Source organism: Streptomyces barringtoniae (assembly GCF_020819595.1).
Lineage (GTDB): Bacteria > Actinomycetota > Actinomycetes > Streptomycetales > Streptomycetaceae > Streptomyces > Streptomyces barringtoniae.
The window spans coordinates 217,099-238,924 of the sequence record NZ_JAJHNP010000007.1 but is presented as its reverse complement, the minus strand read 5'-3'; the positions used below and the strand labels follow the sequence as shown (position 1 = coordinate 238,924).

Annotated in this window: 19 protein-coding genes; 13 read left to right on the top strand and 6 right to left on the bottom strand. The window is 70.7% G+C overall.

The genetic code is table 11. The annotated features are described in order from the left end of the window. Positions 1-236: 236 nt before the first annotated feature. The 8 genes from LMU33_RS14850 to LMU33_RS14815 all read left to right on the top strand — a co-directional run bounded on the left by LMU33_RS14850 (position 237) and on the right by LMU33_RS14815 (position 7,283). Positions 237-932, top strand: a complete 696-nt coding sequence (locus LMU33_RS14850; RefSeq protein WP_228620834.1) for a response regulator transcription factor — start codon at positions 237-239, stop codon at positions 930-932. Positions 933-938: 6 nt separating this feature from the next. Then, the gene (locus tag LMU33_RS41675) at positions 939-2,282 is read left to right on the top strand and encodes a sensor histidine kinase (protein ID WP_228620833.1); all 1,344 of its coding nucleotides are present in this window, start codon (positions 939-941) and stop codon (positions 2,280-2,282) included. Positions 2,283-2,979: 697 nt separating this feature from the next. Beyond that, positions 2,980-3,924 (top strand): FAD:protein FMN transferase, encoded by a 945-nt coding sequence (locus LMU33_RS14840; protein WP_228620832.1) that lies wholly within the window; start codon positions 2,980-2,982, stop codon positions 3,922-3,924. Next, positions 3,921-4,658 (top strand): ferric reductase-like transmembrane domain-containing protein, encoded by a 738-nt coding sequence (locus LMU33_RS14835; RefSeq protein WP_228620831.1) that lies wholly within the window; start codon positions 3,921-3,923, stop codon positions 4,656-4,658. The genes LMU33_RS14840 and LMU33_RS14835 overlap by 4 nt, the downstream gene beginning before the upstream one ends. Then, positions 4,655-6,010, top strand: a complete 1,356-nt coding sequence (locus tag LMU33_RS14830) for an NADH-ubiquinone oxidoreductase-F iron-sulfur binding region domain-containing protein (RefSeq protein ID WP_228620830.1) — start codon at positions 4,655-4,657, stop codon at positions 6,008-6,010. Before LMU33_RS14835 ends, LMU33_RS14830 begins: the two co-directional genes overlap by 4 nt. A 5-nt stretch (positions 6,011-6,015) precedes the next feature. Then, complete coding sequence (locus tag LMU33_RS14825) at positions 6,016-6,261, top strand: ferredoxin (protein WP_228620829.1); 246 nt, start codon at positions 6,016-6,018, stop codon at positions 6,259-6,261. 116 nt (positions 6,262-6,377) lie between these two features. Beyond that, entirely contained in the window at positions 6,378-7,016 is a 639-nt protein-coding gene (locus tag LMU33_RS14820) for a hypothetical protein (RefSeq protein WP_228620828.1), read from the top strand. A 93-nt stretch (positions 7,017-7,109) separates the two neighbouring features. After that, positions 7,110-7,283, top strand: coding sequence for a hypothetical protein (locus LMU33_RS14815; RefSeq protein WP_228620827.1), 174 nt, complete (start codon positions 7,110-7,112; stop codon positions 7,281-7,283). A 540-nt stretch (positions 7,284-7,823) separates the two neighbouring features. On the opposite strand, the gene LMU33_RS14810 is transcribed toward LMU33_RS14815, so the two are convergent. Genes LMU33_RS14810 through LMU33_RS14785 form a run of 6 tightly spaced genes read right to left on the bottom strand, consistent with a single transcriptional unit; the run spans position 7,824 to position 14,439 of the window. Beyond that, the gene (locus tag LMU33_RS14810; RefSeq protein WP_228620826.1) at positions 7,824-8,402 is read right to left on the bottom strand and encodes a TetR/AcrR family transcriptional regulator; all 579 of its coding nucleotides are present in this window, start codon (positions 8,400-8,402) and stop codon (positions 7,824-7,826) included. 57 nt (positions 8,403-8,459) lie between these two features. Continuing rightward, positions 8,460-10,094: an amidohydrolase gene (locus LMU33_RS14805; RefSeq protein WP_228620825.1), complete on the bottom strand. Its 1,635-nt coding sequence runs from the start codon at positions 10,092-10,094 to the stop codon at positions 8,460-8,462. A 44-nt stretch (positions 10,095-10,138) separates the two neighbouring features. Continuing rightward, on the bottom strand, positions 10,139-11,494 hold the full coding sequence (locus LMU33_RS14800) for an amidohydrolase family protein (RefSeq protein ID WP_228620824.1): 1,356 nt from the start codon (positions 11,492-11,494) through the stop codon (positions 10,139-10,141). A gap of 35 nt (positions 11,495-11,529) precedes the next feature. Further along, positions 11,530-12,501 carry an MBL fold metallo-hydrolase gene (locus LMU33_RS14795; protein WP_228620823.1) on the bottom strand — a complete coding sequence of 324 codons (972 nt, stop codon included), beginning with the start codon at positions 12,499-12,501 and terminating at the stop codon, positions 11,530-11,532. A 32-nt stretch (positions 12,502-12,533) separates the two neighbouring features. Then, entirely contained in the window at positions 12,534-13,508 is a 975-nt protein-coding gene (locus LMU33_RS14790; RefSeq protein WP_228620822.1) for a quinone oxidoreductase family protein, read from the bottom strand. Between the two features lie 55 nt (positions 13,509-13,563). Beyond that, positions 13,564-14,439, bottom strand: coding sequence for a dioxygenase family protein (locus LMU33_RS14785; RefSeq protein ID WP_228620821.1), 876 nt, complete (start codon positions 14,437-14,439; stop codon positions 13,564-13,566). 111 nt (positions 14,440-14,550) lie between these two features. Here LMU33_RS14785 and LMU33_RS14780 point away from each other — a divergent pair, with 111 nt between their 5' ends. From LMU33_RS14780 to LMU33_RS14760, 5 genes are all read left to right on the top strand, one after another. Further along, complete coding sequence (locus tag LMU33_RS14780; RefSeq protein WP_228620820.1) at positions 14,551-15,435, top strand: LysR family transcriptional regulator; 885 nt, start codon at positions 14,551-14,553, stop codon at positions 15,433-15,435. Between the two features lie 622 nt (positions 15,436-16,057). Further along, positions 16,058-16,948 carry a GntG family PLP-dependent aldolase gene (locus LMU33_RS14775; protein ID WP_228620819.1) on the top strand — a complete coding sequence of 297 codons (891 nt, stop codon included), beginning with the start codon at positions 16,058-16,060 and terminating at the stop codon, positions 16,946-16,948. Between the two features lie 290 nt (positions 16,949-17,238). Next, positions 17,239-18,096, top strand: coding sequence for an aldo/keto reductase (locus LMU33_RS14770; RefSeq protein WP_228620818.1), 858 nt, complete (start codon positions 17,239-17,241; stop codon positions 18,094-18,096). A 296-nt stretch (positions 18,097-18,392) separates the two neighbouring features. Further along, positions 18,393-19,496, top strand: coding sequence for a Gfo/Idh/MocA family oxidoreductase (locus tag LMU33_RS14765; protein ID WP_228620817.1), 1,104 nt, complete (start codon positions 18,393-18,395; stop codon positions 19,494-19,496). A 428-nt stretch (positions 19,497-19,924) separates the two neighbouring features. Continuing rightward, positions 19,925-21,187 carry an MFS transporter gene (locus LMU33_RS14760; RefSeq protein WP_228620816.1) on the top strand — a complete coding sequence of 421 codons (1,263 nt, stop codon included), beginning with the start codon at positions 19,925-19,927 and terminating at the stop codon, positions 21,185-21,187. Positions 21,188-21,826: the final 639 nt, after the last annotated feature.

The following is a 21,826-nucleotide window of genomic DNA, read 5'->3' as shown; positions in this document are numbered from 1 at the left end:
GTCGTGTGTGGGTCCAGGCATGGACATGGGCCGGCCTCCTTCGGGCGAAGACAGCGCCACGAGACGATCCCCGGCTCGCGTACGCCATGTCATCAGCTTGCGTCGCGCCACATCGGAGAGCCGTTCAGGAAACCTTCAGATGTGGCAAAGCCAGGCGGATGCGGCAGCGGCTCCTGCGCGTGCCTTGCCCATCCGCCGGCCCGGAGACTCGTCCACGTCGTCCTAGGCTTGGTGCTGTGGAACAGAAAACCGGGCCCAGGGCGGATCCCGACGCGCTCACGGTGCTGGTCGTCGAGGACGATCCAGGGCTCGCCAGGTCGCTGGTGCGCGGCCTGGACCGAGCCGGATACCGGGCGAGCAGCGTCGGCTCCGGACGCGGTGCGCTCACCCACGTACCGCCGCCCGATGTGGTCCTGCTCGACCTCGGTCTGCCGGACATGGACGGCATCGAGGCCTGCCGCGTGCTGCGGCGCCAGTCCGACATGGCGATCATCGTGGTGACCGCCCGCGGCGAGGAGGGCGACCGGGTCGCCGCCCTCGACGAAGGCGCCGACGACTACCTGGTCAAGCCCTTCGGCCTGGCGGAGCTGCTGGCACGCATCAGGGCCGTACTGCGCCGCATCCGCCCTGCCGGGCCCGAACTGCTGACCCACGGCCCGCTCGTCGTCGACCCACGCACCCGCAAGGTGACGGTCGGCGGCGAGGACGTCGCGCTGACGCCCAAGGAGTTCGACATCCTCCAGTGCCTCGCCGCCGATCCGGGTCGGGTCGTGACGCGTCAGGAGATCCTTGAGCGCGCCTGGGACGCCCACTGGTACGGGCCCACGAAGGTGCTGGACGTCCATATGGCCGCGTTGCGCCGCAAGCTGGGCGTGCCCGGACTGGTCGAGACCGTCTACGGGCGCGGCTTCCGCCTTGGCGAAGTCGGCTGACGCGCCGTGACCCGCCGCATCGCGCTCAGCGTCATCGCCCTGATCACCGCGGTACTGGTGCTGGCGGTGGTACCGCTCGGGCTGCTCATGACCCAGCGCGAGCAGACCTCGTTCCGGGAGGAAGCGGCCGCGAAGACGAGGTCGATCGCCTCCGCTGCCGAGGAGTACCTGTCCGATCACAAGACGGATGCGGTGGCACCGAGCCTGGTCGAGGAGGCCCACAAGAGGGGCGACTGCGCGACCGTCTACGACAGTGCGGGCCATGTCGTGCTGTCGACCGCGTGTTCCGACGTGGCCGGGGACGACTCCAAGGGGCTGGTCCTCTCCGTGCTCGCCCACCACGACAGCCGGGTGCGCCAGGACGATCAGTGGCTGACCACCGCCGTACCGATCGGTGACACCTCGGACCCCGTCGGGGTCGCCGTCCTGAGCCGGTCCGCCGATCCGCTGCACGACCGGATTCTGGTGATGTGGGGCTGGCTCGCGTTGATCGGAGTCGGTGGCCTGGGTGCCGCCGTGCTGATGTCGGTGCTGCTGGCCCGCTGGGTCGGTCGTCCGCTGCGGGTGCTGGACGAGGCGGCACAGCGGCTGGGCGAGGGGGCGCTGGACGCGCGGGCGCCGGCCGGGGCAGGGCCGCAGGAGGTGCGGCGCCTCGCGGCGACGTTCAACACGATGGCCGGGCGCACCGAGGCCCTGGTGCACGGTCACCGGGCCGTGGTCGCCGATGTGTCGCACCAGCTGCGCACCCCGCTGGCGGCCCTCCGGCTGCGGCTCGACCTGCTCGCCGCCGACGCCGAAGGGGACACCGCGGCGGAACTGACCGACGCGCAGGGCGAGATCGCCCGGCTGTCCCGGCTGGTGGACGGCATGCTGGCGGTGGCTCGCGCCGAGCACGCGGTGCCGCGACCGGTGCCGGTCCGGGTGGACCGCGTCGTGGCCGAACGCGTTGCCGCCTGGGAGCCCGTCGCCGACGCGGGCCAGGTCCGGCTCACCGCCGACTGCCGCCCCGGGCTCACCGCCTTCCTCGGCGAGGGAGATCTCGAGCAGGTGCTCGACAACCTGATCGCCAACGCCCTCGACGCGGTCCAGGAGGGCGGCCGGGTGCTGATCACCGGTAAGCGGCACAACGGGTCGGTTCAGCTGCGGGTCGTCGACAACGGCCCCGGGATGACCCGGGCCGCTCGGGAGAGCGCTTTCCGCAGATTCGGCAACCCCGAGGCGAGCGGTACCGGGCTGGGCCTGGCCATCGTCCACCGACTGGTCACCGCCAACGGCGGCACCGCCGACCTGCTGGACTCGCCTGGCGGCGGTGTGACCGTGGTGCTGTCGCTGCCCGCGTCCCGGCGCTGACGCGACCGCAGCAGCCGGTCCGAGTCCGGCGCGGACCATCGACGCCTGAGCCGCCCCAGGACAACTCCGAACACTCGCCGGCCTCTCCGGGACACCTCGCATCACCGTCCCGACCAGCATGTTTGCTGATCTTTGCGGGTTCTGAAGGATTCCTGAACCGGTTCCCGACAGGTGCCCGCGCAGGCTGGTGGATGGATACCCACAGGCGTGGCCGCAAGGTGTCGAGCGCTTCACGACGGCACATCGACGGCCGAGGAGGAACCATGTCCCACCCCGACCACCCCACATCGGCCGGTGCCGTGCGTCGCCGGGAGCGCGGCCTGCGCCGGGTCGGAAGCACCACCCGCTGGGTGGCCGCCGCGGCCGCGGCCAGCTCCGTGGTGCTCGCCACGGGGTACGCCCAGGCTCTGCCCGGGAAGTCCTCGTCCGCGCCCGGGAGCACCTCCCGGCCGTCGACGCCCGCATCCGCCCCCACGTCGAGCACACCTACCACCCCGCGGACTCCGTCGCACTCGGCGGACCCGTCCGGGACCGCCACCTCGACCTCCCGCCCGGCCCCTCACACGACCGTGCCGAAGCAGCGGACGGCGCCCGTCCTGCCGTCCGCCACCCGTCCGTCCGCCCCCGCATCCGCGCATATCACGACGAAGCCCCCGGCACCGGCTCCACAACCGTCGCACACCACGTCGGGTGCGTCATGACCGCCGCCACACGTCCGGCATCGGTCTCCTTCCCTGCGCTGGGTACCACCGCCTCGCTTCTCGTCGCCGACCCGGACGGGATGGACGCGGCACGGCAGGTGCTCGAGGCCGAACTCTCCGCCGTCGACGCGGCGTGCAGCCGCTTCCGGCGCGACTCGGAACTCTCGCGCGCCAATGCCGCGGCGGGTGCCCCCCGTCATGTGAGCGCCCTGTTCGCCGAGGCACTGGACGTGGCGCTGCTTGCGGCGGAGGTGACCGACGGCGTCGTGGATCCCACCGTCGGAACCGCCGTGAACGCGCTCGGCTACGACGTCACGTTCGCCGCGCTGCGACCGCAGGACGTGGGCCCCGTACGCCTTGCGGGAGCGACCGCGGGCTGGCGGGCGGTGGAATGGGACAGCGCCGCCCGGCGGCTGCGGATGCCGCCGGGCATCGCGCTCGACCTCGGCGCGACCGCCAAGGCCCTCGCCGCGGACCGGGCCGCCCACCGCGCCACCGAGGTGGCGGGCAGCGGCGTCCTGGTCAACCTCGGCGGTGACCTCTCCGTCGCGGGCCAGGCGCCACCGGGAGGCTGGCGCGTCGCCCTCGCCGACGATCACGCGGCGCCCGGCACCGGAGGCCGGCCCACGGTGAGCGTCACCGGGGGCGGACTCGCCACCTCCGGCACCACGGTGCGAACCTGGCGCCGAGGGGGTCGCCGGCTGCATCACATCGTCGATCCCGCCACTGGCGACGTACCCGCCCCGGTCTGGCGGACCGTCAGCGTTGCCGCCGTCAGTTGCGTGGCCGCCAACATCGCCAGCACCGAGGCGGTCGTCCTCGGTGAACGCGCCTTGGGCCGGCTGCGCCGGGTGGGGCTGCCCGCGCGGCTGGTACGCGTGGACGGGACCGTCGAGCGAGTCTGCGGCTGGCCCGAGGACACTGCGGGAGGTGCCCAATGACCGGAATCGTCCCACTCGCCGCCGGCCCCAGCCCGCTGTGGTACGCGACCCGGGCAGGCGGCACCGTCGCCCTGGTGCTGCTCACCGCGACCGTCGCGCTCGGTATCGCCGTGGGCGGCCGGTACACACCGCGGCGGCTCGCCCGCTTCGAGGTGAGCGCGCTGCACCGCAACCTGGCGGTACTGACCCTGGCCTTCCTGGCCGTGCACATCGTCACCGCGATCCTCGACACCTTCGTCCACCTGGGCTGGCTGGTGACGGTGGTGCCGTTCACCGCCTCCTACCGGCCGCTCTGGCTGGGACTGGGCACGGTCGCGTTCGACCTGCTGCTCGCGGTCGCGGCCACCAGTGCGATACGGCTGCGCATGGGGCAGCGGCGGTGGAAGACCGTGCACTGGCTGGCCTACGCGGCCTGGCCGGTCGCGCTCTTCCACGCCGCGGGGACCGGCACCGACACCCGGCTCACGCTGCAACTCGCCTTGTACGCCGCATGCGTCGCCCTCGTGGTCGCTGCCGTCTGGTGGCGGCTGTACCGGGCGGGCCCGGGCCGGGTCGCGATGCGGCTCTGGACGGGGGTCACCGCAGCGGCGGTTCCCGTGGTGCTGACCGCGTTCCTGAGTTCCGGGCCGCTGCAGCCGGGTTGGGCGCACCGCGCGAGCGGCCCCGCGCCAGCAGCCACGGGCGCCGTACACCCGGCGCCCGCGCCGACCGATGACGCCGGAGGGTCCGAATGACAGACGCAATGACGGACGGACAGCCACCCCTGCTGACCGGCGACGGGCGTGACGGCATGATGGGCCCGTACGGCTCCCGGCTGCTGCACGGCTGGTACGCCACCGGTGGCGCGGCCGACCTGAACGAGCACCTCGGCCGGTACGGTCCACCACCGTCTCCCCGCTCCACCGACGCGGTCGACCGACTGGTGCGCGCAGTGGAGGACGCGGGACTGACCGGCAGGGGCGGCGCGGCCTTCCCCACCGGCCGCAAACTGCGCACGGTCGCCGGCGGCAGGGGCACCGCCGTGGTGGTCGCCAACGGCATGGAGAGCGAACCGGCCAGCCGGAAGGACGAGATGCTGCTGGACCTCGCCCCGCACCTGGTGCTGGACGGCGCCGCACTGGCCGCCGCCGCGGTGGGCGCCGACGTGGCGCACCTGTGCCTACCGCGCACCAGGCAGAACCAGGCACGGGCTCTGCGCGAAGCAGTCGAGGAACGCCAGAGGCGGGGCCTCGACACGGTGCCGGTGATGGTGCACGAACTGCCCCACCACTACGTCTCCAGCGAGGAGACGTCGCTGGTGCGCTGGCTGAACGGCGGTGACGCCCGCCCGCTGTCGACCCCGCCGCGCCCCTTCGAGAAGGGCGTCGGCCGGCGCCCCACACTGATCGACAACGTCGAGACCCTCGCCCACCTCGCACTGATCGCACGCTACGGTCACGGCTGGTTCCGGAGTGCCGGGCGCCCCGACGCCGCGGGCACCACGCTCGTGACCCTCTCCGGCGCCCTGCGCACGCCGGGCGTCTACGAAGTGCCGATGGGCCGACCGATCGGTGAGGTACTGGACGTCGCGGGGGGAGCCTCGGAGCCGCTCGGATCCATCCTGCTGGGCGGCTTCTTCGGTAGTTGGTTGCCGGTGGACCAGGCCCTGCGAGTCCCGTTCGCCAAGCAGGACCTGGCGTCACTCGGTGCGGGACCCGGTGCCGGAGTGTTCGTGGCGCTTCCCGCCCGTGCCTGCGGTCTGGCCGAAGCGGCCAGGGTGCTCGGATATCTCGCGGCGCAGAGTGCACGGCAGTGCGGACCGTGCCGACTCGGACTGCCGGCCGTGGCCGCGGACTTCGCGGATCTCGCCTGGGGCAGTCCCGACCCTCGGCTGAGGGAGCGGCTGGAGGCCCGGGTGGGACTGCTCGCCGGGCGCGGCGCCTGCCGGCACCCCGACGGCGCGTCACGCTTCGCGGCGACCGCCCTGCGCGTCTTCGCCCACGACGCACGGCACCATCTGAGCCTCGGCCCGTGCGCCGCGGCAGGCCACGAGCCCGTTCTTCCGGTTCCGGACACAGTGGTACCCGACGAGCGGGAATGGAGGTAAACGTCATGTCAGGCACACACTCCCTCGGGATCGATCGCATCGCATGCGACGGCTACGGCCTGTGCGCCGAACTCCTGCCGGAACTCGTCGAGTTGGACGAGTGGGGCTACCCGATCGTGGGATCGGCCCCCCTTACGGGTCAAGCCCTCGGGCACGCTCGGCGCGCGGTGGCCGCATGCCCGGCGCTGGCACTCCGCCTGGACCGGGCGCAGCATCGCGCACCGGACCGGCAGTCGCCCCAGCGGACGTGAACGAGTTCTTGACCCCACGTCAGACATGCTTCTGCCCGCTCCAGCGCACCGCGAGGGAGTTGCGTCAGCACTGCCATCCGGGCTGCGCGGGGCCTGATCACCAGGAGGACGGACGAGTGACCGTGAGCGACGGCAGGGCTCTGGTGGACGGCAAGCCCGAGCGGCCCGGCACGATGTCCGGGGGGCCGGCGGGAAACGAGCGGCTGACCGCAGTGACCGGGGCGGTGCTGCTGGTTCTGTTCGCCGTCGAGGGCGTCACCATCCTCTTCCTCGGGCAACTCCTCACCCTGCACTTCTTCATCGGGCTGCTGCTGACCGGCCCGGTCTGCCTGAAGATCGGCTCGACCGGCTACCGGTTCTACCGCTACTACACGGGAGCGCCCGCGTACCGCCGCCACGGGCCGCCGGCACCGCTGTTGCGCGTGCTCGGCCCCCTGGTCGTCGCCACGAGCGTCGCCGTCCTCGGCTCGGGAGTGGCACTTGCCCTGCTCGGCCCCGACACCGGTCCGCTTCCGGTGCTCCTGCTTCACAAAGCCAGCTTCATCTGCTGGATCGCCGTGATGGCCGTGCACGTCCTCGCTTACGTCTGGCGCCTGCCGCGCCTCATCGGAGCCGACCTGCGCCGCCATCCGGCACGCCACGGGGTCGCCGCCCCGCAGCGCGCCGGACGGTGGGCTCTGCTGGCGGTCGCGGTCGGCGCGGGACTGATCGTCGCACTCGCCGGAGTCCACCTGGTCTCCGCCTGGAGCAGATAGCGCCGCCGCTCCAGTGAACCAACCGTGTTCCAGGTCAGAGAGCAGACGCCGGCTTGCCACCGAATCCGCACCCACGCGCCACCCCTGGCGGACGTGGCGATCCGTGTCGCGGGCGAGGACATCGGCGCCGTCGCGGACGCGGGCGCCGTCACGGTCCTGCGTGGCTCGGTCAAGGGCATGACCACCTCCGGCTCCTGGAACTACGGCCCGAGCGCGTTCGGCGGCCTGCCGACGGACGCACTGTACGGCGCGGCGATCGACGGCTAGGCGGTACGGCTGGGCGGTACACGGCGAGCGGCCCGTACGCGGCCTTCGCCCGCGGCCCTTGTACGCATACGGGCCGACGATGGGCGGCGACGCGTCCGGCCGCGAACCCATAACGAAGCACCGCATGCCCCGGCTTCGTGGCCGGGGCATGCGGAGTCGTCGCTCCATGAGAGGGCGTTAAGTCCGTTTCTGGTAGATGCCTCGCCCGGGTTGGGTAAAGAAACCTTGACGGGTGAGGCGCCCGAGGCGACTGCGGGTGACGTTCATGCACGGTTCGTCGGTGGGCATGCCGAGGAGTTCGTGCCGTTCACGGACCCTGAATGCCGTGGTCTGGTAGGCGGTCGTCCACTCGGGCGGGTCAGCCTCGTCTGCGCCTCCGGTCGGCGCGAGTTCGGCGGTGATCTTTTGGGTGGTGGCCAGGTCCGCGAGACACGCTTCGGCCTCGGCGAGTGCGGCGGTCAGGTGCTCGATCTGCGGCGGAGTTCACTGGCCCGGGCCACGGCTTCGTCGTGCCGTGGGAACCCCGCCGAACTGCGGCGCTCAGGCCCGCTGGTCCGTCGCGCAGCCGTTGAGCATGAGGTCGAGGAGGCGTTCGGCCTGCTGGCGTTGTTCGGGCTTTCCCGAGGCCAGGGCGACGCCCGTGAGGGCGACGAACATGTCGGCCGCGCCGATGTCCGACCGGATGGTGCCGGCGGCGGACCCGGCGTTCAAGAGTGAGGTAAGGGCGGTCATCATCAACTCGCGGCTGTGGCCGCAGGCGTTGAAGCCGCAGTCGACGAAGGTACGCAAGGTGTCGGCCATCCCCAGTCTGGCGGTGGCGTAGTCGATGAAGCGGCCCATCCAGACGCGGAGTGCCTCGTGCGGAGGCAGGGTCGCCAGGAGTTCGGGGACAAAGTCGCACAGCCGGCTCAGTTCGCTGCGGTAGGCGGCCTCGATGAGGACTTCCCGGGTCGGGAAGTTCCGGTAGAGGGTGCCGGTTCCCACGCCCGCTTCCTCGGCGATGCGATGGAGGCGCGCGTCCAGTCCCTGTTGTGCGAAGACGCGTCTCGCGGTGGAGAGGATCTTCTCTCGATTGCGCCGTGCGTCGGCCCGAAGGGGGCGCCCGGTGTCTGAGGTCATGGGACGGCTCTTTCGTCGTGCACGTGTGCCGAATGCCTAACGCCCTGATGACGGCCGTCAGGCGAGGGTTCCTGTGGTATGGACGATCTCGCCTCCCACCACGGTGAGCTCGGAGTAGAGCCCGGGGATACGGTCCTCCGGCACGGCGAAGCAGTCCTCGCTGAGAACCGCGAAGTCGGCATGCGCGCCGGGTCTCAGACGCCCGCGAGTGTTTTCCTCGTAGCTGAGCCAGGCGCTGCCCGTGGTGTAACACTCCAGGGCACGCTCCCGGGACATCCGGTGGCGAGCGGCGCGTCGCGGTATGCCGTCCGCGGAGTTTCCCGTGATCAGCCACCACAACGACAACCAGGGGTTGTGGGAGGAGGCGCGGGTGGCGTCGGTACCGGCTGCCAGGGGAATCCCGGCGGCGATCATGTCCGCGATGGGCGGTGTTGCGGTCATCGAACCGTCGCCCCAGGCCGCCTCCGAAAAGCCGGCCTTGAAGACCTGGTGGTCGTCCAGCACCACACCCGCACCCAACGCGGTGAGCCGGCGCAGGTTGCCCGCGCTGATGCGGTCGGCGTGGGACAGCGAGAACCGCAGCCCCCGCAGCGGGATCCGCTCGTTCACCGCTTCCCAGCAGGTCAGGATCCTGTCGATGGACTCGTCGAGCACCGCATGGATGTTCATCGGCCAGCCCTGTTCGGCGGCGCGGTAGGAGATCCGCTGGAGCTCCTCGGCGGCGTCGTCGGAGATCGAGAACTCCTCGAGCCCTTCGAAGTCGTGGCAGCCGTAGTGCACCACCTCACCGATGCCCGCGAAGCGCAGCATCGGGTCGCCGAACCGGGGCGGGGTGTGCCGCATCCACTCCTCGAGTTGCTTGTATTCCTGCCCGGGGTCCGCCGCGGACAGGAACAGCCGCATCCGCATCGACAGACCGCCGTCGCGCCAGAGCGCGAACAGCGGCTCGTACCGCTGCGGCGGCATGCCGAACCCGCCGGCGTCGACGATTCCGGTCAACCCGAGGGCGTGCAGGTCGGCCAGCATCGCCGCGGTGGAGCGTCGTTCCCTCTCCGGTGTGACAGGTGCAATGGCGCCCAGGACGCGGTTGAACGCGCCCATGCCGAACACCCTGCCGGTGAGCTCGCCGGTCACCGGGTCGCGCTCGAGGTGACCGCCGTCGGGGTCGGGGGTGGCGGCGTCGATGCCGGCCGCGTGGAGCGCCGCCGAGTTGAGCACCGCCACCTCGTACAGCGCCTGCACGTACACCGGGTGGTCCGGAGCGAGTGCGTCCAACTCGGCACGCGTGGGCTCGCGCAATTCGGCGAACTGGCAGGGGTGCCACCCGCCGACGACCCGGATCCATTCCCCGGGGCGCGCCGTCTCGACTGCGGCGCGAAGCCTGGCGAGCGCCGTGGGCAGGTCGGGTACGTCCGTCCAGCGCAGTTCGCTCGCCCAGGTCGCGCCGCCGCGCACGGCGTGCATGTGGCCGTCGATCAGGCCGGGAATCACGCGGCGGCCACGCAGGTCGACCGTGGCCGACCGGCTGCCGGACAAGGCGCGGATCTCCGCGTCACTGCCGTACGCCACCACCCTGCCGTCGCGCACGGCCAGTGCGGTCGGTTCGGGTCCCACCTGTCGGGCACCGCCCGGCCAGACCAGCCCGTTGAGGAAGATCTGATCGGCGGGAGCGGTGTCGGGTGATGTGTCCATGAAACAACCTCGTCGTTGTCGATCGCGCGTCGCCGGGGTACGGGTCAGGCGCGGGGCTGGGCCGCCGATGCGGCCGTGGAGCGGGGGCCGGACCAGGACTCCAGAAGGCGGTCCCGGGAACTGTGTGCGCGTCCTCGTACAGCCCGCAGGTCGTGCCCGGATATCCGTCCGCCCTGCTTGACCACCCGGCCCGCGATCAGCACGGTGTCGACGTTCTCGTTGTCGGCGAGGGTGATGGCCGCGGACACGCTGTTCACGGGCGACAGGTTCGGCCGGTCGGTGTCGAGCAGGATGATGTCGGCCTGCTTGCCGGGGGTCAGCGACCCGATCCTGCTTTCCAGCCCGAGGGTGCGCGCGCCTTCGATCGTGGCCATGCGGACCACGTCCCGGGTGCTGATCGTCAGCTCCGACAGCGTCTCGTCGCGGGAGAGCGCGGCATGGTGCTGCCAGCCGCGCTCGGCTTCGAGCGTGCCGCGCATTTCGGCGAAGAGGCTGCCTCCCACTCCGGAGACCACGTCGATGCTCAGGCTCGGCACCACCCCCGCCGCGCACAGCCGCCCGGTCGCCGGATAACCGTGACCCATCTGCATCTCCACGCGTGGCGAGATCGAGGCATGTCCCCCGGTGTCGGCGATCAGCCGCAGTTCGGCGTCGGTGCAGGTGTTGCAGTGGACGTAAATCAGATCTGGGCCCAGCAGACCGCGTCGGTGCAGTTCCGTGATCGACCGCTGCTTGCCCAGTGCGCCGACGCCCACGTGCATCGAGGCGCGGATGCCCAGTTCGCGGGCCAGTGTGAGATCGGACAGCGTGTCCTCGACCGGCCCGAACTCCGGACCCATGCTGGCCAGCGCGAACGTGACCAGTCCGGCCTCGGAGGAGAAGTAGCGCTCCGCCACCCTTGTCACGTCACGGGCGTACCAGTCGGCGGGCGGCCCTCCGGGGTTGCCGTAACCGAACACCGCCCGGATGCCGGAGTCGACGAGTCCGCGTACGGCCTCGTCGGCGTGATCCGGGCTGCGCATGATGTGGGCCCAGTCCATGACGGTGGTGACACCGGCATCGATGGCCTCCATCGCGCCGAGCAGTTCGGCCACGTACACGTCGTCCGGGGAGAACCTCGGCCCCAGTTCCAGCAGCATGTGGTCGATGTACTGGCCGAGGGTCCAGTCCGCCGCGAGCTGCCGCAGCGCGGCCTGCCACAGATGCCGGTGGGTGTCGATCAGCCCCGGCAGGACGATCCGGTCGGTGGCGTCGATGATGTGCGCATCCGTCGCCGGGATGTGCTCGGCCACGGCCGTGATCGTGTCGTCTTCCACCAGCACGTCACCGCGGGGCAGTTCCCCGATGTCGGGATCGACGCTGTAGATCGTGCCACCCTTGATGAGCGTTCTATGAGTCATCGTTGACCTTTTTCGTTACTCGGACGGCCGTGTCGTCAGCGCCAGATACGGGTGTCGGGCGGAACGTCACCGATGGTGAGCACCGTGCCGGCGGTGACGATTTCGAAGGCGTCTGGGACGAGGTCGGCGACGGCCTTCTTGAGCGGGAATCCGCTGCAGTGCATGGGAGCGACCAGCCGCGGCTCGTAGGCGGCGAGGGCCTTGGCGGTGTTGTCGATCCGGTTGGCGCTGATGCCGGGGTGTCCGGTGTGGAATCCGCCGAGGACGCCGTAGAGCGTGTCGGTGCCGGTGAGGGCTCGCATGTGTTCGATCGAGCTGACGACCCCGCGGTGTCCGCACGGGTCGATGACGATCAGCCCGTGACCCTCGACGTCGATGCCGAGGACCTGGTGGTCGTTGATGTTGTCCGCCTCGACGCGGCCGTCGGCGTGGACGCACAGCCGTCCGGCGGGGGCTTCGAACTCGAAGTCTGCGGTGGTCTGCATCTCGCCCGAGGTGAGCAGGCCAGGGCCGAGCGGGATGGAGTTCCGTGCCTCCATCAGGTGGCCGCCCGATGTCCGGATTCCCTCCCGTGTCAGCCCGATGTTGATCATCGGCAGGGTGGTGTGCGGTTTGACGATCATCCGTGGGTCGAACGCGTCGGGATGTGCGATCACCGGGGTCGGATGGCCGATCGCCTCGAGTACTCCGTTGATGCCGCCGAAGTGGTCGGGATGGCCGTGGCTGAGCACCACCGCCTCCACCTCGTGCAGGTCCACGCCGAGGTGGTGCGCGTTGTGCAGCACGACGTCGGCGGTCAGCCCGGCGTCGAAGAGGATCGTCGTGGAGCTGCCCTCGGTGAACGTCTCCACGAGGAAGCACAACCCGTTCTCGGCGAGCAGTTCGCCGTACCGGGAATTGAAGTGCTGATCCATGTTGTAGCGGCGTACGCGGGGGGTCGACGGCAGAAGGATGTCGATGAAGTTCTCGTCGAGAACGGTGATACGGGCGCCGGCGCAGCGCGTCATGGCGTCGCCTTTCTCAGTGGTCGTGGGCGGCCTCAGGGAACGATGACGACGCGGCCGGAAACCTGTTCCGCCACCGCCGTGTAGGCCTTGTGTCCCTCATCGAGGCCGAACTGGTGCGCGACCGGCAGTGGCCGGAACTCGCCGCGCTCGAAGTAGGGGGTGAGAACGGCCAGACGCTCGGCCGACTCCGTAACGTCGAGCTTGCGGCTGTCCGCACCCAGCATCCGGGCCTCGCGGTGGTAGAAGTCCGGCAGGTTGATCTCCACCGTGGGTGTTCCGACCGCGCTGATGACCACCAGTCTGCCCCGCTGGGCCAGCGAGGCGAGGGCCGCGGCGGTGGTGACGCCGCCGACTGCGTCGTAGACGACCTCGGCTCCCCGGCCGCCGGTGTGCGCAAGCAGGGTGTCGGCCACGGCGTCCGCGTCGGGGGTGAAGGGAACGAACGCGTCGATGATCTCCGCTGCCGGAGTGCCGTCGGCGGGGGGAACCCGGTCGACGCCGAGCACCCGGGCCCCGCGGGTCCGCGCGATCTGGGCGACGGCGCCGCCCACCCCGCCGGAAATGCCGAAGACGACGACGGTCTCACCCCGGCTCAGGTGCGCGATCTCGACGGCACCGAGCCAGCCGATCACGAAGTTGACGCCGACCGCCGAGGCCTCCTCGAAGCTCAGTGCTGCCGGCTTGCGGGCGAGTGCGGTGACCGGCACACGGATGTACTCCGCGTGCGAGCCGTCCAGGGTGAAGCCAACGTCGCCGCCGGTGCCCCACACCTCCACGCCGCGCCACTGCGGTGGACCGTCGACGACGATGCCGGCGAAGTCGCGGCCGGGCACGCGGGGCAGCACCGTGCCCTCCATGATGCCGGCGACGTTCTTCAGGTCGGAGGGGTTGACCGAGGCTGCCCGGACGGCGACCACGGCCGTGCCGTCGGTGGCCAGGGGATCAGGCAGTTCGGCGACCCGCAGGACGTCGGGGCCTCCGAACTGGTCGAAGCGTAGCGCGCGCACGCAGGTGTCCTTTCTGGGCTGATGATCAGCGGGTGGTACGTCCGGTGCGGTGTGGTCACCCTCGAGCCGGGGCGAGGGTGAAGGTCCACTCGACGGTCTGGAAGGGCTCGGGCATCACGGTGCCGTGCGGCGCGGTCTCGCCGGCCTCGTGCTGGACGAAGTCGGCGACCAGCGAGCGCTTGGCGCCGAAGACAGCGTCCCGCTCCAGATACGGGTCGTCGCCGCGGAACAGCATGGTGACCAGCGGTTCGTAGCCTTCGGCGTGGAGCCAGAAATGGATGTGCTCCGGCCGCATCGGTGAGCGCCCGGCGGCGCGGAGGATCTCGCCGCAGGGTCCGTCGGTCGGGACCGGGTAGTACCGCGGCACGATCGAGCGGTACCAGAAACGTCCGTCGTCGTCCGTGTCCAGTAGCGCCCGCATGGCGGGCTCGCCGTGCAGCTTGTCCGCCTGCTGCACGTCGTAGAAACCCTCACTGTCGCTGTGCCAGGTGTCCACGTCCGCGCCGACCACCGGCCGCCCGTCCGGGTCCACCACCGTGCCGCTGAAGAACAACGGCATGCCTGCGACACCGCCGGAGATGTCGGCGCCGTTCTCCGCGCGTGGCCGGCCTTCCACATAGAAGGGGCCGAGCAGGGTGGAGTCGGTGGCAGAGCCGTTGCCGTGGTTGATCTGGTCGACCAGGACGCTGAGCCCCAGGATGTCCGAGAGCAGCACGAACTCCTGCCGGGTCGGAGTGGAGATGCGGCCGACCCGCTCCAGGAAGTCGACCGCGGTGAACCATTCCTCACTGGTGAGTCGGACCTCGCGGGCGAAGTCGTGCAGATGCTGGACGAGCGTCACGAAGACCTCGCGCATGCGCTCGTTCGTGCACCCCTCAAAGGTCTGCTGAACGGCGTCTGTGATCGTTTCCTCGGTCAGATCGATGGACATCGCTCGACTCCTTTCTGTCCGCGTCCTTGCCGAAAAGCATCAGACGGGAGGCTTCATCTCGTCTAGCGAAACCTTTAGATGGTCAACATCTCGATGTGAGATATTGAGAGAATGGAGCTACGTCAGCTGGAGTACTTTGTCGCCGTCGCCGAGGAACGCAGCTTCTCTCGGGGTGCCGAGCGGGCCCATGTCGTGCAGTCGGCAGTGTCGACGGCCATCGCCAAGCTTGAACGCGAGCTCGATATGCAGCTTCTCGACCGGGCCGGGCACCGGATCACGCTGACCCCCGCCGGTGCCGCGTTCCTCGCCGAGGCCCGCAGCACCCTGGCCGCAGCCCGGCGCGCGAGGAATTCGGTCGCCCCGTACCGGGAGCAGCTCGGCGGCAGCGTCGACCTCGGGATCCTGATGTCCTCCGGGCCCCTCGACCTGCCCGCTGCGCTGGGCCGCTTCCACACCCGCTATCCTCTGGTGTCGATTCGGCTGCACCAGGGCGTCACCGGCACAGCCGCGCACCTCGCCGCCGTCGTGGACGGTTCACTCGACCTCGCCCTGGTCGCGGCCACCACGGCATCGAGGCAGGTCACCCTTCGACCGGTCGCCCGCGACCCCATGGTGCTGCTCTGCCGACCCGACCACCGGCTCGGCGACCGCAGCCAGATCCACGTGGCGGACCTTGCCGAGGAAACGGTCGTGCGCTTCGCCGCAGGCTGGGGTATCCGCCTAGAGACCGACGATGCCTTCGCCGCCGCAGGCATCGCCCCGGACGCCCCCTACGAGGTGGCCGACTACGACACCGCCGCCGGTCTCGTCCGCAACGGGCTCGGCATCAGCCTGATGCCCGCCACGCCGGCCGGCCACTACACGGACCTCCGCGCCGTTCCGATCAGTCCCACCATCACGTGGACGCTGTCACTGGCCACCACGGCGCAACTCCCCATATCTCCCGCGGCGGTGGCGATGGCCGACACCCTGCTCGAGGCCTGCCCGCCTTCCTGATGGCCGAGGGGCCGTTCCGTGAGGGTGTTGCCGTCACCGGCATACGGGGGGTGAGGCCTCGCAGCGCTGCGAGTCCGGCGGCCGGCCAGGTCGGGCGGGAATTCTTCGGCGACCGGTGACCGGTGCCGTCGCTCGTCGCCCGGTGCGGCCCGGATCTCACCGAGCGCGGTCCCACCGCGTTCGGCGGCGCCGCCGGCTCCAAAAGCGTCCGCCTGCCCCGTCGACTCATCGCCGCTCGCCCCGGCCGACTCCCCCTCCTGACCGGCACTTTCCTCGGCCGGTCCCGTGCGCTGTTGGGCGCCTCGCGGAACAGCAGCCGAACCGGGATCGCCAGCAGCCGGCAGCACTTGGCGAGGGTCGGCGAGAAGAACGCCACCGGGAGCGAGCCGGCGAAAACCAGGGCCATCAGGAGGCTGCGGCGGACCGCCTCCCTCAGCCGCGCGGGCGCACCATGCGACGCCGCCGGCGCGGGCCTGGCCAGGAGGCGCAGATACATCCCGCAGAGGAGGGCGATGCTCAGGGCAATCGCCGCCGCATAGAAGGCGGTTGCCGTCGCCGTGCCGCCGTACTCGCTGATCAGCCGGGTCGGGAACGGGAGCGTGGCCACGACCGCTACGCGATCATGGTCGTCGGCCGCGGCAGCTGCCTCGGCAATCTTCGCCAGAACCAGTGCCTGCTCACCGGTGTCGATTGCGGGCGCGGTGACGAGTACATCGCTGGCGGGAACGCGCACCTCTACTCCCATGAGGGCGGCGGTGCGGCCGCGCTCGGAGGGATTCAGCCGCAGCCGTTGCCGCACGGGGTGGACAGGACGCTCGACCGCACGCGGATCGAGGCAGCGGTCAAGCCGGACGATCCGCATTTCACGCGGACCCGGCTGCTGTGTCTGGAGAACACGTTCGGCGGCACGGTGATCGAGCCCGAGTATCTGGAGGCAGCCACGGCTGTGGCCCACAAGCACGGGCTGGCGACGCACCTGGACGGTGCCAGGCTGTTCAATGCCGCGGTGGCCGGCGGCGGCGATCCGTACCACGGGGCCCGGAAGATCGCGGAGTGTTTCGACAGCGTGTCGGTGTGCTCAGCAAGGGCTTGGGAGCACCGGTGGGCTCCGGTGTTGCTCGGTTCGCGGGAATTCGTCGGCGAGGCCCGGCGGTGGAGGAAGGTTCTGGGCGGCGGCTTGCGGCAGGCGGGAGTGCTGGCTGCGCCCGCGTCGTACGCGCTGGACCACCACGTCGAGCGGTTGGCCGAGGACCACGCGAACGCCGCCCTGTTCGCCGAGGCCCTCGACGGCGTGCCGGGGCTGGAGGTCGCCGCGGCACGCACCAATATGGTGTTCGCACGGGCCATTGCGGGCGTCACGCCGCAGGACCTGGTGGGGCGGCTGGCGGCAAGGGGTGTGCTGTGCACGGGCGGACCGCAGTTCCGCTTCGCGTTCCACCTCGACGTCTCGCGGGAGGATGCGGAGCGCGCGGCGATCGTGGTGCGGGAGACCCCGGCCGGGTGCACCGCCTGATGGGGTGCAGCGGGGGCAGCCATGCGCGCGGCTGCACTGCCGCGAGATTCCTGGAGTCGGAACGCGCCCAGTGACATACCGTTGCGCGCGATCCCGCTCGCGCTGCAATCGGTGAGCGTTGTGAAGGTCACCCCATTCAGAGAATTTGCTGCTGAATGCGTTCGCCTTCTTCTATTGGACCCCTGGCTGCTGCTCAACGACCCTGGGTTGTGCCGACGTCGCCGCAGTCCCGTAGCTCAGGTATTGGCCGGCATCAGTTCCGCCTGAAAGTCGAAAGAGGTCTCGAGCACATGCACACTCGCCGAATCGGTGACACCGAGGTCAGCGCGATCGGCCTGGGCGGCATGCCCATGTCGATCGAGGGCCGCCCGGAGGAGGCACGCTCCCTCGCCACTGTTCACGCCGCGCTCGACGCCGGTGTGACGCTGATCGACACCGCCGACGCCTATCACCGGGACGCCGGTGAAGTCGGTCACAACGAAATCCTGATCGCCAAGGCTCTCGCCCGCCACGCGCTGGGTGCGCAGATCCTCGTCGCCACGAAGGGCGGCCACCTGCGCCCCGGAGACGGCAGCTGGACGCTGGACGGCTCCCCCAAGCACATCAAGGAGGCCTGTGAAGCCTCCCTGCGCCGCCTTGGCGTGGAGGCCATCGGGCTCTACCAGTTCCACCGTCCCGACCCCAGGATTCCCTACGCGGAGTCGGTCGGTGCGGTGCGGGAGCTCCTCGACGAGGGCAAGATCCGCATGGCCGGTATCTCCAACGCCAACCCGGAGCAGATCCGGCAGGCCAACGAGATCCTCGGCGGCCGCCTCGTCTCCGTCCAGAACCAGTTCTCGCCTGCCTTCCGCTCCAGCGAGCCGGAGCTTCAGCTGTGTGACGAGCTCGGCATCGCGTTCTTGCCGTGGAGTCCTCTGGGCGGCATCTCCCGTGCGCGCGAACTCGGTTCGGCCTACGCACCGTTCGCGCGGGTTGCCGAGGCTCACCGGGTCAGCCCACAGCAGGTCTGTCTGGCCTGGATGCTCGCCAAGTCGCCGGCCGTCGTTCCGATCCCCGGCGCGAGCCGACCGGAGACCATCCGCGACTCGGCAGCGTCTGCGGACCTGAAGCTGACGGACGAGGAAATCGCCGAGCTGGACAGCGTGTGACACGGTGCAGCTTGCGCTTGACGCCGGCTCGGCCACCGAGTCCGCGTCGCACGAGGGCTCCAAGGAATGCGCACGTACCCGTCGGGATGACGACGCGGAGTGGGCCATGGCGGCCCGCGGGGCCACTGCCTCGGGCGCATGGTCGTTGCCGCGCGCGATCTCGTCGACACCACGGCGCCCCCGGCGCAAGCGGAACTGATCGCCGAGTTCCACGGGGCGGCGGAGCCGACAGAGGCGATCACCTCACGTCGGCACGCAGATGGACTCCCCGGCCCCATGTATGAAGGAGCGGACACGTGAGCGCGGCACCCGTACGTTTCGGCATCGTGGGCAGTGGCTGGCGCGCTGCGTTCCTCGCACGGCTGGCGCGGGCGCTGCCGGAACGGCTGACAGTGGCCGGCGTGGTAACGCGCTCGGCCGCACGGGCCGCACAGGTTGAGGCCGCGTGGGGGGTACCCGCCTTCGGCACGGTCGGCGAACTGTGCAGCATCGGGCCGGAGTTCGTGGTCGCGTCGGTGCCGTGGGACGTCACGCCCGAGGTCGTAAGAGAACTCGTCGAGCGCGAGGTACCGGTCCTCGCCGAAACGCCGCCGGCACCCGACGTTGTCGGGCTGCGGGAGTTGTGGGGCGCCGTCGGGGGCGCGACACGCGTCGGCGGCGGTGCACTCGTCCAAGTTGCTGAGCAGTACCCGCTCATGCCGGGCCACGCCGCTCGTATCGCGCTCGTGAGGCAGGGCCTGATCGGCGAGGTCACGTCGGTCCAGGTGTCCTCGACACACATGTACCACGCGATCTCGCTGATCCGGCACACGCTGGACGTCGGTTCCAGGCCCGCGACGGTGACGGCCCGGGCCTTCACTGCCCCGCTCGCCGACCCGCTGTCCCCCCGCGGCTGGTCGGACGACCTGATGCCCAAGGACGCCGTCACCACCCTCGCGTTCCTCGACTTCGGCGCGGCCCGCACGGGCCTGTACGACTTCACGGACAACCAGTGGTGGAATCCGCTGCGAGCCCGCCGCGTCGTGGTGCGCGGCTCACTCGGCGAGATCGTGGACGACACCGTGGTGCGGATGGCCGATCCACGTAGCCCCGTGGAGTCCCCTCTGATGCGGCGCCGCACCGGCACGGATCTCAACCTGGAAGGCGCCGAGGTGCACCACATCTCCTTGGACGGACGGGTGGTGTGGCGCAACGACTATCTGGGCGCGAGCCTGTCCGAGGACGATCTCGCGGTAGTGGACCTGCTGTGCCGCACGGGCGCATGGGTGCGGGACGCCGGCCCGGAACCGTATCCGCTGGCCGAGGGCTGCCAGGACCATCTGCTGGCGATGGCGGTCGAGGAGTCGGCTCGGACGGGGGCGCCGGTGACGACAGCGGTGGAAGCATGGGCGGCCCGCTGACACCGCCGGCCCGCTGGGCTGCAGGGCCCGCCCCGGCCCTCGCCGCGACGCTCCCGCGACGGCCTCGGCACACACCGTCGGACTCACCGGCCTCCGCCCGCCGTACGCATGCGCGCCACCACCGGCTCAGCCTGCTCCCCAACGAGCCGCCATCCCCCGATGTCACACGTCCCATCGCTGCCGCCACTGCGCGGATGCGCGTTCAGACATACCTCCTCGTGCCCCGTCACCCGCAAAAAGGGGGCGTGACAGAGGTCACCGACATGTGCTGATCAATCTTGGAATGCGAGGCCTTGTCCCGCTGCTGCCCTCAGGGGGCTTGCCTCGTTCTGGGGTTGCGCAGGGCTGGTCACGGGGCCGGAGAGGACCCCAGGCACGCCTTCCTCCATCCGTCCCCGGACCGCTGTCTCGAAAGGTTCCCCTACGCCATGCCACTGGCTCTGCTGGCCCTTGCTGTCGTCGCGTTCGGCGTCGGCACGACCGAGTTCGCCACGATGGGGCTGCTGCCCCAGATCGCTGACGGGATCGGCGTGTCCGTGCCGCACGCCGGCAACCTCGTCTCGGCTTACGCGCTCGGCGTCGTCGTCGGCGCCCCCGTGCTGACGGGCATCGGGGCGCGCGTATCCCACAAGCGGCTGCTGCTGCTCCTGTCCGGGCTGTTCGTGGTCGGCAACACCGCGTCCGCGCTCGCTCCCGACTTCGGCCTGCTCTTTGCCGCGCGCTTCCTGGCAGGTTTGCCGCACGGAGCACTGTTCGGCGTAGGCGCCGTCGTCGCCTCCCGGCTGGTCGCCCCCGAACGGGCGGCACGTGCCGTCTCGAGGATGTTCCTCGGACTCACCATTGCCAACATCGTCGGTGTACCGGCCGGCACGGCCCTCGGACAGCAGCTGGGCTGGCGGTCCGCCTACTACGCGGTCGCCGTCATCGGCCTCGTCGCCCTTGCCTCGCTGGCCTTCTTCATTCCTCACCAGCCACGCGGCCGGCAGTCCGGCATCCGGCACGAGCTGCGGGCGATGGGCAACAAGCAGGTGGCGATCGGCCTGGCCACGGCCGTTGTCGGGTTCGGTGGCTTCTTCGCCGTCTACAGCTACCTCGTGCCCATGCTGACGCACCTGACGGGCATCTCCGACTCCTCGACCACCCTGGTCCTCGCGCTCTACGGCGTCGGCATGACCCTCGGCACTCTGGTTGCGGGCCCACTCACGGACCGCGCTCTGCGGCCGACGCTGTACGCGGGTCTTGCTCTGCTCGCCGCAGCGCTGGTGACGTTCTACTTCACCGTCCACAGCACCGTGCCCGCGCTGGTGACGATCACCTTCATCGGCGCGCTGGGTTCCCTCATCACCACGCCCGTCCAGATGCTGCTCATGGCCAAGGCGCAGAACGCTCCGACGATGGCGGCGGCCTCCAACCACTCCGCCTTCAATCTTGCCAACGCGGGCGGCGCCTGGCTCGGCGGCCTGGTCATCTCGGCGGGCTGGGGCTGGGCCTCGCCCAACCTGATCGGCGCGGCTCTCGCCATGGCCGGTCTCGGCCTCGCCTTCACGGGCGGCCTCATGGACCGGGGCAGTCGTCGCTCCGAGGTGGTCGCTTCGTCCGACGCGGAGGCCGGACAAGTCATGGCAGCCCAACGCATGGGCGCACCTACTCCCTCCCCCCAGCCTCCGGCAGCCCTCGGGGATCGGGGGTAGCGCCCCGGGCCCCGGTGGCCTGCTGGGGCCGGCCCTACCTGAAGTGCTCGTGGATGTCTTGGCCGAACAGCCGCACCGGCAGAGCCCGGTGCGCGAGCGGCTGGCCGCGCCGGCGGTCGTTTCGACGCCTGGACGGATCCACCTTCTGGCCGTCGTCACCCAACAAGGGCGTCGATCCGGCCCGGAGAAACTCCCCCGTACCACTCGTCTCCACCGGTCGCATAGCGGGCGTCGGGATCATAGGGCGAGGAGAGCCCGGCGTCTGCCCGGCGGGAGGTCTTTGCCCTCCCCTCAGAGCACATCCTCGCCGTCGCGGCGGTACTGCTCCACCCAGGCCCGGCGCAGGACCTGGACAGCGGGGACTTCCCGTAACCACGCTGGAGCCTGAGGTGCCCAGACGGCCTCCAGGATGGTGAAGCCCTCCCGGCCAACCTGCTCGGCGGCCCACTCCTGGCGGACGTTGTCGCCCTTGGGGCCACCGCGGAGTCGCCGTTCGTTCCCGCTGGCCGAGTTCCTGAGCTGACCCCGGGCAGGCGTAGTTCGTTGCGCCGCTTGGCCACGGCCATCGGCGGCGTCAGTGCTGTTTGCTGGCAGGTATGCGAACGTCACTCTGGCGCCTGGCTCGGGACCCAGGACGAC

Bases quoted from the DNA above. Each gene is read 5' to 3' on its own strand.
- LMU33_RS14835 (WP_228620831.1), top strand. From the start codon at position 3,921: ATGACCGGAATCGTCCCACTCGCCGCCGGCCCCAGCCCGCTGTGGTAC.
- LMU33_RS14825 (WP_228620829.1), top strand. From the start codon at position 6,016: ATGTCAGGCACACACTCCCTCGGGATCGATCGCATCGCATGCGACGGC.
- LMU33_RS14770 (WP_228620818.1), top strand. From the start codon at position 17,239: ATGCACACTCGCCGAATCGGTGACACCGAGGTCAGCGCGATCGGCCTG.
- LMU33_RS14785 (WP_228620821.1), bottom strand. From the start codon at position 14,439: ATGTCCATCGATCTGACCGAGGAAACGATCACAGACGCCGTTCAGCAG.
- LMU33_RS14760 (WP_228620816.1), top strand. From the start codon at position 19,925: ATGCCACTGGCTCTGCTGGCCCTTGCTGTCGTCGCGTTCGGCGTCGGC.
- LMU33_RS14840 (WP_228620832.1), top strand. From the start codon at position 2,980: ATGACCGCCGCCACACGTCCGGCATCGGTCTCCTTCCCTGCGCTGGGT.
- LMU33_RS14800 (WP_228620824.1), bottom strand. From the start codon at position 11,494: ATGACTCATAGAACGCTCATCAAGGGTGGCACGATCTACAGCGTCGAT.
- LMU33_RS14780 (WP_228620820.1), top strand. From the start codon at position 14,551: ATGGAGCTACGTCAGCTGGAGTACTTTGTCGCCGTCGCCGAGGAACGC.
- LMU33_RS14805 (WP_228620825.1), bottom strand. From the start codon at position 10,094: ATGGACACATCACCCGACACCGCTCCCGCCGATCAGATCTTCCTCAAC.
- LMU33_RS14830 (WP_228620830.1), top strand. From the start codon at position 4,655: ATGACAGACGCAATGACGGACGGACAGCCACCCCTGCTGACCGGCGAC.
- LMU33_RS14810 (WP_228620826.1), bottom strand. From the start codon at position 8,402: ATGACCTCAGACACCGGGCGCCCCCTTCGGGCCGACGCACGGCGCAAT.
- LMU33_RS14775 (WP_228620819.1), top strand. From the start codon at position 16,058: ATGGTCGTCGGCCGCGGCAGCTGCCTCGGCAATCTTCGCCAGAACCAG.
- LMU33_RS14795 (WP_228620823.1), bottom strand. From the start codon at position 12,501: ATGACGCGCTGCGCCGGCGCCCGTATCACCGTTCTCGACGAGAACTTC.